This is a genomic window from Streptomyces sp. SGAir0957 (assembly GCF_043523415.1).
In genome coordinates this window covers 2,641,069-2,654,294 of the sequence record NZ_CP027293.1, presented here as the reverse complement: position 1 = coordinate 2,654,294, position 13,226 = coordinate 2,641,069, and the positions used below count along the sequence as shown (strand labels likewise).

The following is a 13,226-nucleotide window of genomic DNA, read 5'->3' as shown; positions in this document are numbered from 1 at the left end:
GGAGTGACGTGCTAGACCTCTGAAGTAGCCGGTTCAGCTTTTTGGGGCTTAGCCAGCGGCCGTCTCTCTTGTGTGCCGTGAATAAAGACTGAAGGAGTAGCCTTCCGGAATCTCCGGCCGGTCGAGGGAATCCCTCGGGTAATTCGATTGAGATAGGCATCTTCTTCAGTTCCCCCTTGTGCGTCAATGTGTCGTTTTCTCCTGATATTGCCAGCAGTTGCCGCGGAAGCGATCGTGTATGGATACCCATGGCTTGAACGTCCTCATGCCCGTGCCTGGGGGGGCAATGCCGACGCGTTGCGGTAGACAGCCGAAACCGCCATCGGCCGAGGTGGATTGGGGTAGCACTGGCGCGGCCCGGGCCGTCCCTGGGCCGTCCGAGGCCGCTCACCAGTGACCAGCGGCGACCGACAGTGACAGGCGTCCAGCGCGACGACCCCAGGTCAGCCCCATCTATCTGCGACACTGGTACAGCCATGCCTAAGCCCGGAGAACTCACTTTCGTCGCCCCCCGCGGAGCCAAGAAGCCGCCGCGGCACCTTGCCGACCTTTCGCCCGCCGAGCGGAAGGAGGCTGTTGCCGCGATCGGTGAGAAGCCGTTCCGCGCCAAGCAGCTGTCGCAGCACTACTTCGCGCGGTACGCGCACGACCCCGCGGAGTGGACCGACATCCCCGCCGGTTCGCGGGAGAAGCTGCGGGAGGCGCTGCTGCCCGAGCTGATGACGGTCGTGCGGCATCTGTCGACCGACCAGGAGACCACGCGCAAGACGCTGTGGCGGCTGTTCGACGGGACGCTCGTCGAGTCCGTGCTCATGCGCTACCCGGACCGGGTCACCATGTGCATCTCGTCGCAGGCGGGATGCGGGATGAACTGCCCGTTCTGCGCGACGGGGCAGGCCGGGCTCGACCGGAACCTGTCGACCGGCGAGATCGTGCACCAGATCGTGGACGGGATGCGCGCGCTGCGGGACGGGGAGATCCCCGGTGGTCCCGCGCGGCTCAGCAACATCGTCTTCATGGGGATGGGCGAGCCGCTCGCCAACTACAAGCGGGTCGTCGGCGCCATCCGCGCGCTGACCGACCCCGAGCCGGACGGCCTGGGGCTGTCCCAGCGCGGCATCACCGTGTCGACGGTCGGGCTCGTGCCGGCCATTCACCGGTTCGCCGACGAGGGGTTCAAGTGCCGCCTCGCCATCTCGCTGCACGCGCCCGACGACGAGCTGCGCGACACCCTCGTACCGGTCAATACCCGGTGGAAGGTGCGCGAGGTCCTCGACGCCGGGTGGGAGTACGCCGCGAAGTCCGGGCGCCGGCTCTCGATCGAGTACGCGCTCATCCGCGACATCAACGATCAGGCGTGGCGTGGTGACCGGCTCGGCCGGCTGCTGCGGGGCAAGCCGGTACACGTCAATCTCATCCCGCTGAACCCGACGCCGGGGTCGAAGTGGACCGCGTCGCGGCCCGAGGACGAGAAGGCGTTCGTCGACGCGATCGCCGCGCACGGGGTGCCCGTGACCATCCGGGACACCCGTGGCCAGGAGATCGACGGGGCGTGCGGTCAGCTCGCCGCGACCGAGCGGTAGCCTGGGGCCGGCGGGAACAACTACATCTTCATATTCCGACAGGGGAGCGCCACAGCGCTGAGAGTGCGGCACCGGTTCCACACCGCAGGCCGCAGACCCTCTGAACCTCGCCCGGGTCATTCCGGGTAGGAAGTTCGGTCATCACTCATGCTGTTGCGCCCTGCCCGGGGACCTGTGAAGGCTCCGGGCGGGGCCGCGTCTTCTCCTGGTCATTCCAGGAGGAAAAACAATGAGCACCATCAGTAAGAGGACAAGCGTCGCCCTGGCCGTGGGGTTCGGGCTGGTCGCCCTCGCCGCCTGCGGGTCGTCCGGTGACGGCGGCTCCGGCGACTCGAAGACCGTCACCCTCGTCAGTCATGACTCCTGGGCCGTCTCCAAGAACGTGCTGAAGGACTTCGAGGAGAAGTCCGGGTACAAGGTGAGAGTCCTGAAGGACGGTGATGCCGGGCAGGCCGTCAACAAGGCGATCCTGTCCAGGGGCAATCCGCAGGGCGACGTGTTCTTCGGCGTCGACAACACGCTGTTGTCCCGGGCCGTCGACAACAAGATCTTCACCCCGTACAAGGCCAGGGGGATCGACCGGGTGCTGAGCGAGTTCCGGCTCGACGTCCTCGTCGGCAGGTACCAGGTCACGCCGGTCGACACCGGCGACATCTGCGTGAACTACGACAAGAAGTACTTCGAGCGGCACAAGCTGGCGCCGCCGTCCTCCTTCGCGGATCTCGTCGAGCCGCAGTACAAGAACCTGCTCGTCACCGAGAACGCGGCCACCTCCTCGCCCGGTCTCGGCTTTCTGCTCGGGACGGCCGCACAGTACGGCGAGGACGGCTGGCAGGGCTACTGGAAGAAGCTCGTGGCCAACGGGGTGAAGGTCGTCGACGGCTGGGACCAGGCCTACAACGAGGAGTTCAGCGGCAGCGCCGGCGGCAAGAAGGCGGGCGGCGACCGGCCGCTCGTCGTGTCGTACGCGTCCTCGCCGCCCGCCGAGGCGATCTACGCGGACCCGCAGCCGAAGACGTCGCCGGTCGGCGTGGCCACCAAGACGTGCTTCCAGCAGATCGAGTTCGCCGGGCTGCTCGACGGGGCGAAGAACGAGAAGGGCGGTCAGGCGCTGCTCGACTTCCTGATCTCGAAGGAGTTCCAGGAGGACATGCCGCTCAACATGTTCGTCGACCCGGTGACCGAGGACGCCCACGCGCCCGCCGAGTACACCAAGTACGCCGTACGGGTCGACGACCCCGCGTACATGAACATGCGCATGATCACGGACAATCGTGACAAGTGGGTCAAGTCGTGGACCTCGCTCGTAAGGAAGTGACGCGGGAGACCCCTGCGCGTACGTCCCGGCCCCGTCTCTCCGGGGACGCCGCGCGGCTCGGCCTCATGGTCGTGCCCGTGGCGTTCTTCGCCGTCTTCTTCGCCTATCCGGTCGTCGCCATCGTGCGCCGCGGGCTGCTCGTCGGCGGCGCCTGGCAGTTCGGCCGGATCGGGGACGTCCTCGGGGACGCGGACATCCGGCACGTCCTGTGGTTCACGGTGTGGCAGGCGCTCGCGTCGACGGCTCTGACGTTGCTGATCGCGTTGCCCGGCGCGTACGTGTTCGCGCGGCTCGACTTTCCCGGCAAGCAGATCCTGCGGGCGGTCGTGACCGTGCCGTTCGTGCTGCCGACCGTCGTCGTCGGGACGGCGTTCCTGGCGCTCGTCGGGCGGGGCGGGCTCCTCGACGAGCTGTGGGGAGTGCGGCTCGACACCACGGTCTGGGCGATCCTCGTCGCGCACGTCTTCTTCAACTACGCCGTCGTCGTGCGGACCGTGGGCGGGCTCTGGGGGCAGCTCGACCCGCGCCAGGAGGAGGCCGCGCGGATGCTCGGCGCCTCGCGGTTCGCGGCGTTCCGCAGGGTGACGCTGCCCGCGCTCGGTCCGGCCGTGGCCGCGGCGGGGCTGATGGTCTTCCTCTTCACGTTCACGTCGTTCGGGGTCGTGCAGATCCTCGGCGGGCCCGGCTACTCGACCCTCGAAGTCGAGATCTACCGGCAGACCGCGCAGATCTTCGACCTGTCGACGGCGGCCGTCCTCACGCTCGTGCAGTTCGTCGCGGTCGGGCTGATCCTCGGCGTGCACGCCTGGAGCGTGCGGCGCCGGGAGAGCGCGCTCCGGCTCGTCGACGCGGCGCACACGGCGCGCAAGCCGCGCGGGGCCGGGCAGTGGGCGCTGCTCGCCGGGGTCCTCGCCACCGTCGCCGTCCTGATCCTGCTGCCGCTCGGCGTGCTGATCCAGCGCTCGCTCGACGCACCGGGCGGATACGGGTTCGCGTACTACCGGGCGCTCGGCGACTCCGACGGCGGGACCTTCCTCGTAGCGCCGATCAATGCCGTCTGGAACTCCCTGGAGTACGCGCTCGCCGCCACCGGGATCGCCCTCGTCATCGGTGGGCTCGCGGCGGCGGCGCTGACCCGGCGCGCGGGCCGCCTGGTGCGCGGGTTCGACGCGCTGTTGATGCTGCCGCTCGGGGTGTCCGCGGTGACCGTCGGGTTCGGGTTCCTCATCACGCTCGACAAGCCGCCGCTCGACCTGCGCGCCTCCTGGATCCTGGTGCCGCTCGCCCAGGCGCTGGTCGGCGTGCCCTTCGTCGTACGGACGATGCTGCCGGTCCTGCGCGCCGTGGACGGGCGGCTGCGGGAGGCCGCCGCCGTGCTCGGCGCCTCGCCGCTGCGGGCCTGGCGGGAGGTCGACCTGCCGATGGTGCGGCGGGCGCTGCTGGTCGCGGCGGGGTTCGCGTTCGCCGTGTCCCTGGGCGAGTTCGGGGCGACGGTGTTCATCGCGCGGCCCGACAACCCGACGCTGCCGGTCGCCGTGGCGCGGCTGCTCGGCCGCGCCGGAGACCTCAACTACGGGCAGGCGATGGCCCTCTCGACGGTCCTGATGATCGTCTGTGCCGTCTCGTTGCTGCTGCTCGAACGCGCACGGCCCGCGCGGGCCACGACCGGGGAGTTCTGAAATGGCGGCCATGCTCGCACTGGACGACGCGACCGTACGGTTCGGGGGGCGCGCCGCGCTCGACCGCGTGGACCTGGAGGTCGCCGAGCACGAGATCGTCTGCGTCCTCGGGCCCAGCGGCAGCGGCAAGTCGACGCTGCTCCGGGTGGTCGCCGGGTTGCAGCACCTCGACTCCGGGCGGGTGGTCCTCGCCGGGCGCGACCAGGCGGGCGTGCCCGCGCACAAGCGGGGCGTGGGCCTGATGTTCCAGGACCACCAGCTGTTCCCGCAGCGGGACGTGGGCGGCAATGTGGCGTTCGGGCTGCGGATGCACGGTGCCGGGAAGAGCGAACAGCGGGCGCGCGTAAGGGAGTTGCTCGACCTGGTCGGGCTGCCCGGGGCCGCCGGCCGGGCCGTCGGCGCCCTGTCCGGCGGTGAGCAGCAGCGCGTCGCGCTGGCCCGCGCGCTCGCGCCGCGGCCCCGCCTCCTCATGCTCGACGAGCCGCTCGGCCAGCTCGACCGGTCCCTGCGCGAGCGCCTGGTCGTCGAACTGCGCCAGCTGTTCGGCGAGTTGGGCACCACCGTCCTCGCCGTCACCCACGACCAGGGCGAGGCGTTCGCGCTCGCGGACCGCGTCGTCGTCATGCGGGACGGGCGCATCGCCCAGTCCGGCACGCCCCTCGACGTGTGGCGGCACCCGGCCGACGAATTCGTGGCCCGCTTCCTCGGTTTCGACAACGTGGTCGAGGCGACCGTCTCGGTCTCGGGTGACGCCGCGGACACCCCGTGGGGCAAGGTGCCGGTCCCGGCCGGCGCGCCGCGGGGGCCCGGCAAGATCCTCGTACGGCCCGCGGGCGTACGGCTCGTCGACGCCGCCGATGCCCAGCTGACCTGCACCGTCGCCGCGCGCACCTTCCGGGGGACGCACGTCGCGCTGCACCTGCGGCCCGAGGACGCGCCCCAACTGGAAGCGGCCTGCGCGCTGCGGGACGCGCCGGAGCAGGGCGCCGAGGTCGGCGTGGCCTTCGACGCAGCCGAAATTGTGGTGCTGGGCGGGGGACCGGCTACGTAGGGTCGGCGCATGACGACACCCGCGCGCACCCCCGACAGCCTGCTCACCCACGACCGCTTCTGCGCCGAAATCATCGCGCAGAGCGACCTGTTGCGGGCGCATCTGGACGGGGCCGATCTCGCGGCGACCGTGCCGACCTGCCCCGACTGGACCCTGCGCGAGCTCGTCGAGCACGTGGGCCGCGCGCACCGCTGGGCCGAGGCGATGGTGCGCACCCGGGCGAGCGAGCAACTGGACGAGGACGACGTGCCGGACCGCGCCCCGGCCGACGACGACCCCGCCACCCTCGGCGCCTGGCTCGCCGACGGGGCCCGGCGCCTCGCGGACACCCTGCGCGCGGCGGGGCCCGACACCGCCTGCTGGAGCTGGGCGTGGCAGCACGACTCCGGGTTCTGGGCCCGCCGGATGACCCACGAGACGGTGATCCACCGGGCGGACGCGGCGCTCGCGGCCAAGGCGGAGTACGACGTGGCGCCCGAGGTCGCCGCCGACGCGGTCGACGAATGGCTGCGGATCGTGCGCTACGTGCAGGACGTCGACGCCCGGGACGCGGCGCAGGAACTCAAGGCGGGCGGCCGCACGCTGCACCTCCACGCGACCGACACGGCCCCCGAGTCGGCCGCCGAATGGCTGATCGAGCTGGGCGACGAGGGGATCGGCTGGCGGCGCGAGCACGGCAAGGCCGACGTGGCGCTGCGCGGCCCGATGACCGATCTGCTGCTCGCGTTCTACCGGCGACAGCCTCTGGACTCCGGGCGGGTCGAGGTGCTCGGTGACCGCGCGCTGCTCGACTTCTGGCTGGAGCGGGCCACCTTCGGCTGAGACCGGGGCCGTCCCGGCCCCGGGCGCGCGAAAGGGGCCGTACGGGGCAGATGCCCCGTACGGCCCCTTCCTTGCTGCTAGTTCTGGGCCGCGCCGCGCTTGCGCAGGGCGAAGACCACACCGCCACCGGCGACGACGAGCGCCGCCGCGATGCCGGCGAACAGGCCGGTGTTGCTGTCGGCACCGGTCTCGGCGAGGTCCGAACCACCGGCCGGGGAGGCCGAGTTGTCCGGGGCCGGGGCCGCGGGGGTCTCGGACTCGGGGGCCGACGGGGTCGGCGTGGCGGTCTCGGCCGGGGTCGACGTCTCCGGGGCCGGGGTCGGCTTCTCAGTGACCGGCGGGGTCGGCTTCTCGGTGACCGGCGGGGTCGGCTTCTCGGTGGCGCAAGCCGTCGCCGGCGTCTTGACGTCGCCCTTGATGTAGTCGTCCACGTTGTACTTGACGGTCTTCACGTGGACGCGGTACGTGGTGCTCGGGGCCCAGTTCTCCTCGAACGTGATGGTGGCGCCCTCGCGGGTGCCCTTCACGGTCTGCTGGCCGAGCTGCTTGCCCGACGCGTCTTCGAGCGTGACGGTGGCCTCCGTGCCAGAGGCGTCGACGTCCGTGACGGTGATGACGCCCTTGTCACCGACGCAAGAGGCCTTGGCGCTGAACTCGTTGATGTTGCACGCAGAAGCGGTACCGGCGACGCCCAGCGTCAGCGCGGTCGCGGCGGCCGCGACACCGGCGAAACGGGCGGCGCGTGCGGATATACGGGGGGTTACGGACACGGTTGTCCTTCACGGGATCAGTGCAGAAAAAGATGAGGTGCCGCGAGGGGAACGCGTAGCTCCCGCCTCAGCACCCTCACGGTCCCCTCACGTTTACAAGTGGGCATGACGTAGCGTCAATACGGAAAGAGGTTTAAGACGCGACTCTTGACCTGTACTTGACCTTACGTGGCTCAGACAAGCCCTGGTCGATCTTCATACGGCCCGGATCCGCGCCAGCGCCTCGCCCGCCTCCTCCACCGAGTCGACGAGCGCGATGCGCGACTCCATCGACCGGCCGCGCGCGAGCGCCTCCAACAGCGGCCAGGCGGGCAGTTTTTGGGTCCAGTGCTCGCGGTCGACGAGGACCATCGGGGTCGGCTCGCCGCGGGACTCGTAGTAGTTGGGCGTGGCGTTGTCGAAGATCTCCTGGACCGTGCCGGCCGCGCCGGGCAGGAAGATGACGCCCGCGTTCGAGCGCGCCAGGAGGCCGTCCTCGCGGGTGGCGTTGGCGAAGTACTTGGCGAGGTGCGCGGCGAACGCGTTGGGCGGCTCGTGCCCGTAGAACCAGGTCGGGATGCCGACCGACGCGCCACCCTCCGGCCAGCGCGAGCGCACCTCGAACGCGGCCGCGGCCCAGTCCGTGACCGACGGTGTGAAGGAAGGGTGTTTGGCGAGGAGGCGCAGCGCCTCGTCGAGCACGCCGTCGGCGAGCGGGGCGGCGTACGCGCCGAGGTTGGCCGCCTCCATGGCGCCGGGGCCGCCGCCCGTCGCCACCGTGAGCCCGGCGCGCGCGAGGGTGCGGCCGAGCCGGGCCGCGCCCGCGTACGCGTCGGTGCCGCGCGCCATCGCGTGGCCGCCCATGACGCCCACCACCCGGGCACCGGCGAGGAGTTCGTCGAGGGCGTCGGAGACGGAGTCGTCATGGACGGCGCGCAGCATGGACGCGAACACGTCGCCGTCGGCCTTGGTCCGCTGGAACCAGGCGTACGCGCGCGCGTCCGGTGTCGCCTCGTACCCGTCGGGGCCGGAAAGGCCGTCGAAGAGTTCGCCGGGCGTGTAGAGATGACCGCGGTACGGGTCGAACGGCAGGCCCGGGACCGGCGGGAAGACCAGCGCCCCCTCGGCCCTGACCCGGGCGGCCGCCGCCGGGTCCATGGGGCAGCCCAGGAACACGGCGTCCGCGACGTCGGCGGCGAGCAGCCGGTCCGTCCGCTCGGTCAGGTCGACGGCCTGCACCCGGTGCCCCGCGAGCGTGCCGCGGGCGGCGAGGACCTCGTCGAACTCGGCGAGCGTCTCGATCTCGTGGTCGTCGGAGGTGACGGCGGCGCCGCGCGGGGCCGGTACGGACGGTGGTGTTGCTGAGGTCGGCTGCACCCGCCCATGCTAGGCGCGGCCGCACACGCCCATGTCACGTACGGCCGCAACCGTCCCCGCCCGCCCGGTGGTTGCTCAGCTCTCGATGACCGACGGGTCCATCCAGGCGACCTCGAAGGTGTGGCCGTCCAGGTCGTCGAAGGCGCGCCCGTACATGAAGCCGTGGTCCTGCTTCTCGCCGGACTCGGTGCCGCCCGCCGCGATCGCCCGCTCCACCAGCTCGTCGACCTTCTCCCTGCTCTCCGCGCTGAGCGCGAGCAGGACCTCGCTGTGGCTGGTCGAGTCGATGATCGTCTTCTTGGTGAAGCCCGCGTACTTCTCCTTGGTCATCAGCATCAGCACGATGGTGTCGCTGATCTCCACGGCGGACGCGGTCTCGTCGGTGAACTGCTTGTTGATGGTGTAGCCGAGCTCGGTGAAGAACTTCTTGGAGGCATCCAGGTCGTTCACGGCCAGGTTCACGAAGATCATCTGCTGGTACATGGGAGGCCCGTCGCCTTCTCTGTGTCGGTGAGGTCTTGCGCGTACGCAGGATTAGACGGACCCCGGCGGCAAAAGTCATCGCCAAGTCATCGGGAAATCAGGGGAATGGCCGAAAGTTCCGCGACGGCCCAGGTCAGCGGCGCGAAGACGAGCAGCAGCGCGCCCGCGCGCAGCGCCGCCGCGGCGCGCAGGGACACCGCGGGGGCGCCCAGGCGCAGCAGCGCGGCGGCCGTGTGCCTGCGCGCCTGGCGGGCCTCTGCGGCGGCGGTCAGCAGGGTGGCGAGGGTGCAGCCGATGACGAGCACCGCGCCGAGCGCCGTCAGCGGGCCGAGCCCGGGGGCCGACGCGGGGGCGTGCCCGTACAGCACGTTCGCCGCGTACGCGCCCGAGGCCACGGCGCAGACGACGCCGAGCGGGCGGCCGATGCGCCGCGCCTCCTCCTGGAGCACGCGCCCGGCGAGCAGCCGGACCGCGCCGGGCCGTACGGCCTGCAGCGCCCAGCCGGTCAGGTAGGTGAGGCCCGGCCCGGCGAGCGCCAGGCCGAGCGCGGTCAGCGCCCAGCCGGCCAGGACCGCGCTGGGGCTGCCGCCGAGCCCGCCCGGCATCCGCAGCCCGTCGCCCGCGCCGGCGCGCGCGGCGTACGTCTCCACGGCGAGTCCGGCGGCGAGCAGGGCGACGCCCCAGGGGAGGCCGGCCGGCGCGGGGACGGGTTCGGCGAACAGTTCCTCGGGCTCGGCCGCGGCCTGTTCGGCGGCCCGGGGCGCTCCGCCGTAGCGACCGCCGCCCCTCGCGGGCGCCGCCGCCTTGCGCGGCCGCAGCACGACCGCGCTCGCGCCGGACGCGATCAGGGGCACGAACGTGAGGAGCGTGAGGGTGGCGGGCAGCGGCAGGGGGTGGTCGGCGGCGAGCAGGCCGCGTGCCGCGCCGTCGAACGGGAGCCCCGAGAGGTCGCCGCGCAGATGCAGGAAGAACAGCAGCGCGAGGAGCGAGCCGAGCGTGCAGGCGATCGCCGTGGAGATCGCGGCGAGCAGGGTGAGCCGGGCCGGGCCGAGGCCGACGGCGGAGAGGCCGGAGCGCGGTTGCGTGCCCGGGTCGGAGCGGGCGACGGCGACCGCGAAGTACACGGTGGCGGCGAGCGGCACGGCGCACCACAGGAGCCGGGCCACGGCGCCGGTGGCGGCTCCGGGGTGGCCGAGCGCGTAGCCGAGGGTGCACAGGAGCAGGAAGCCGGTGCCCGCGGAGGCGGCGGCGACCAGGAGCCGGCGGAGCTGGACCAGCGGACGGCCGCCGCGCACTAGACGGAGAGCGAGCACTCGGCGAGCCCTTCGGGACCGGCCGCCGCGGTCGGCAGCTGGACGGTGGTGACGCGGCGCCCGTCGAGCAGCGGCACCGTGCGGTCGGCGTGCGCGCCGACCTCCGGGTCGTGCGTGGCGAGGACGACGGTGATGCCGTGCGAGCGGGCCGCCGCCGTCAGGGTGCGCAGGACGTGGGCGCGGTCGGCGCGGTGCAGGGTCGCGGTCGGCTCGTCGGCGAAGACCACGTCGGGGGCGTGCACGAGGGCGCGGGCGATGGCGACGCGCTGGCGCTCGGCCATCCGCAGGGCGCCGGGCCGCTTGCGCGCGAGGTGTCCGACGTCGAGTCGCTCCAGCCACTCCTGGGCGGCGTTCTTCGCGGCGCGGCGCCCTGTGCCGCGCAGCATCAGCGGCAGGGCGGTGTTCTCCCAGGCGTTCAGCTCGGGGACGAGCGCGGGTTCGGGGTCGATCCAGCCGAACCGGTCGCGCCGCAGCCGCTCGCGCACCAGGGTGCCCATGGTGTGCACGGGGGTGCTGTTGAACCACACCTCGCCCTGCTGCGGCAGGAGCTGGCCCGAGAGGCAGCGCAGCAGAGTCGTTTTGCCTGAGCCGCGCGGGCCGCTGACGGCCAGCGTCTCGCCCTCGCGGACCTCGATGGAGACACCCGTGAGCGCCGGGGTGCCGTTGTGCGAGACGTGCAGCGTGCGTGCCCAGAGCACGTCGTTGTCCGGCGGGGCCACCATGGCGTACACCTCGGTTCGGATCAGTTGTGCCGGGAGGGGATCCCGTCCCCCGTGCGTCCCGTCCCCCGTACGGGGGAACGAAGGCGGGGCCGATCGGTTACAGGCACGTTAGGTATTCCGGACGATATGGCTGGAAAAGACGCGGCCCGGCCGCGCCCATCTCACTCGGATGGGCGCGGCCGGGCCGTCGACGCACTGGCTCCCGGGGGAGGTCAGATCTTCGTCCAGGCCTCCGTGAGGACCTGACGGACGATGGACTCGATCTCGTCGAACGTCGACTGGTCCGAGATCAGCGGCGGGGAGAGCTGGATGACCGGGTCACCGCGGTCGTCGGCGCGGCAGTACAGGCCGTACTCGAACAGCTTCTTGGAGACGAAGCCGTACAGGACGCGCTCGGACTCCTCGTCCGTGAACGTCTCCTTGGTGGCCTTGTCCTTGACGAGCTCGATGCCGTAGAAGAAGCCGTTGCCGCGGACGTCGCCGACGATCGGCAGGTCGTGCAGCTTCTGCAGCGTCGTCAGGAAGTTCGCCTCGTTGTCGAGCACGTGCTGGTTGAGGCCCTCGCGCTCGAACAGGTCGAGGTTGGCGAGGCCGACCGCGGCCGACACGGGGTGGCCGCCGAAGGTGTAGCCGTGCAGGAAGGTGTTGTCGCCCTTGTAGAAGGGCTCCGCGATGCGGTCGGACACGATGGCCGCACCGATCGGGGAGTAGCCGGACGTCATGCCCTTGGCGCAGGTGATGATGTCGGGCACGTAGCCGAACTTGTCGCAGGCGAACATCGTGCCGAGGCGGCCGAAGGCGCAGATGACCTCGTCGGAGACGAGCAGGACGCCGTACTGGTCGCAGATCTCGCGCACGCGCTGGAAGTAGCCGGGCGGGGGCGGGAAGCAGCCGCCCGCGTTCTGCACCGGCTCCAGGAAGACGGCCGCGACCGTCTCCGGGCCCTCGAAGAGGATCTCCTGCTCGATCTGGTCGGCGGCCCAGCGCCCGAACGCCTCGGGGTCGTCACCGTGGATCGGGGCGCGGTAGATGTTGGTGTTCGGCACCTTGTGCGCGCCGGGCACGAGCGGCTCGAAGGGAGCCTTCAGTGCTGGCAGCCCGGTGATGGACAGGGCGCCCTGCGGGGTGCCGTGGTAGGCGACCGCGCGGGAGATGACCTTGTACTTCGTGTGGTTGCCGGTGAGCTTGTGGTACTGCTTCGCCAGCTTCCACGCGGTCTCGACGGCCTCGCCGCCGCCGGTGGTGAAGAAGACCTTGTTGAGGTCGCCCGGCGCGTGGTGGGCGAGGCGCTCCGCCAGCTCCACGGCCTTGGGGTGGGCGTACGACCAGATCGGGAAGAAGGCCAGCTCGGACGCCTGCTTCGCGGCGACCTCGGCCAGCTCGCGGCGGCCGTGCCCGGCCTGGACCACGAAGAGCCCCGCGAGCCCGTCGAGGTACTTCTTGCCCTGGTCGTCCCAGATGTAGGTGCCCTCGCCACGCACGATGGTGGGAACGGGCGCGTTCTCGTACGACGACATCCGTGTGAAGTGCATCCACAGGTGGTCGTACGCGGTTCGGCTGAGGTCCTTGCTCACGGCTATCGGGTTCCCCACATATAGGTCTGCTTCTTGAGCTTGAGGTAGACGAAGCTCTCGGTGGAGCGCACGCCGGGCAGGGCCCGGATGCGTTGGTTGATGACCTCCAGGAGGTGGTCGTCGTCCTCGCAGACGACCTCCACCATCAGGTCGAACGAGCCCGCGGTCATCACCACGTACTCGCACTCCGGCATGGCCGTCAGCGCGTCCGCCACGGGGTCGAGGTCGCCCTCCGCGTGGATGCCGACCATCGCCTGGCGCCGGAAGCCCACGGTGAGCGGGTCGGTGACGGCGACGATCTGCATCACGCCCTGGTCGAGCAGTTTCTGGACGCGCTGGCGCACGGCCGCCTCGGAGAGGCCGACGGCCTTGCCGATGGCGGCGTACGGACGCCGCCCGTCCTCCTGGAGCTGCTCGATGATCGCGAGGGAGACGGCGTCGAGGGGCGGGTTGCCACCACTCCTCGAACGGGGTCCCTTGGGGTCTGCGCTGCGACTGGCCACGACGTCACTGTGCACGAGGACTCGACAGTTCCGCAAGCCCGGATCGATGTAA

At 71.3% G+C, this 13,226-nt stretch carries 12 protein-coding genes and 1 riboswitch; of the genes, 5 read left to right on the top strand and 7 right to left on the bottom strand.

Annotated elements, in window-relative coordinates; translation table 11 throughout:
• Positions 1-476 precede the first annotated feature (476 nt).
• From rlmN to C1N81_RS16685, 5 genes are all read left to right on the top strand, one after another.
• Complete coding sequence (gene rlmN / locus C1N81_RS16705; RefSeq protein ID WP_394429896.1) at positions 477-1,583, top strand: 23S rRNA (adenine(2503)-C(2))-methyltransferase RlmN; 1,107 nt, start codon at positions 477-479, stop codon at positions 1,581-1,583.
• A 30-nt stretch (positions 1,584-1,613) separates the two neighbouring features.
• A riboswitch (TPP riboswitch) is annotated at positions 1,614-1,733 on the top strand.
• Between the two features lie 79 nt (positions 1,734-1,812).
• Positions 1,813-2,901 (top strand): thiamine ABC transporter substrate-binding protein, encoded by a 1,089-nt coding sequence (locus C1N81_RS16700; protein WP_394429894.1) that lies wholly within the window; start codon positions 1,813-1,815, stop codon positions 2,899-2,901.
• Entirely contained in the window at positions 2,877-4,580 is a 1,704-nt protein-coding gene (locus C1N81_RS16695) for an ABC transporter permease (RefSeq protein WP_394429892.1), read from the top strand. Before C1N81_RS16700 ends, C1N81_RS16695 begins: the two co-directional genes overlap by 25 nt.
• 10 nt (positions 4,581-4,590) lie before the next feature.
• On the top strand, positions 4,591-5,631 hold the full coding sequence (locus tag C1N81_RS16690; RefSeq protein ID WP_394429890.1) for an ABC transporter ATP-binding protein: 1,041 nt from the start codon (positions 4,591-4,593) through the stop codon (positions 5,629-5,631).
• A gap of 9 nt (positions 5,632-5,640) precedes the next feature.
• Positions 5,641-6,453, top strand: coding sequence for a maleylpyruvate isomerase family mycothiol-dependent enzyme (locus C1N81_RS16685; protein WP_394429888.1), 813 nt, complete (start codon positions 5,641-5,643; stop codon positions 6,451-6,453).
• Between the two features lie 77 nt (positions 6,454-6,530).
• Here the strand turns inward: C1N81_RS16685 and C1N81_RS16680 are convergent, their stop codons facing one another.
• The 7 genes from C1N81_RS16680 to C1N81_RS16650 form a co-directional block, all read right to left on the bottom strand.
• Positions 6,531-7,223, bottom strand: coding sequence for an LAETG motif-containing sortase-dependent surface protein (locus C1N81_RS16680; protein WP_394429886.1), 693 nt, complete (start codon positions 7,221-7,223; stop codon positions 6,531-6,533).
• A 195-nt stretch (positions 7,224-7,418) separates the two neighbouring features.
• Positions 7,419-8,579, bottom strand: coding sequence for an LOG family protein (locus C1N81_RS16675; RefSeq protein ID WP_394429884.1), 1,161 nt, complete (start codon positions 8,577-8,579; stop codon positions 7,419-7,421).
• A gap of 75 nt (positions 8,580-8,654) precedes the next feature.
• Entirely contained in the window at positions 8,655-9,062 is a 408-nt protein-coding gene (locus C1N81_RS16670; RefSeq protein ID WP_394429882.1) for a VOC family protein, read from the bottom strand.
• Positions 9,063-9,148: 86 nt separating this feature from the next.
• On the bottom strand, positions 9,149-10,375 hold the full coding sequence (locus C1N81_RS16665; RefSeq protein WP_394429880.1) for a hypothetical protein: 1,227 nt from the start codon (positions 10,373-10,375) through the stop codon (positions 9,149-9,151).
• A complete protein-coding gene (locus C1N81_RS16660) occupies positions 10,357-11,097 on the bottom strand; it encodes an ABC transporter ATP-binding protein (RefSeq protein WP_394429878.1) in 741 nt (246 codons plus the stop codon). The genes C1N81_RS16665 and C1N81_RS16660 overlap by 19 nt, the downstream gene beginning before the upstream one ends.
• Before the next feature lie 212 nt (positions 11,098-11,309).
• Positions 11,310-12,689, bottom strand: coding sequence for an aspartate aminotransferase family protein (locus C1N81_RS16655; protein ID WP_394429876.1), 1,380 nt, complete (start codon positions 12,687-12,689; stop codon positions 11,310-11,312).
• Complete coding sequence (locus tag C1N81_RS16650) at positions 12,674-13,189, bottom strand: Lrp/AsnC family transcriptional regulator (protein WP_394429874.1); 516 nt, start codon at positions 13,187-13,189, stop codon at positions 12,674-12,676. Before C1N81_RS16650 ends, C1N81_RS16655 begins: the two co-directional genes overlap by 16 nt.
• Between the last annotated feature and the right edge of the window lie 37 nt (positions 13,190-13,226).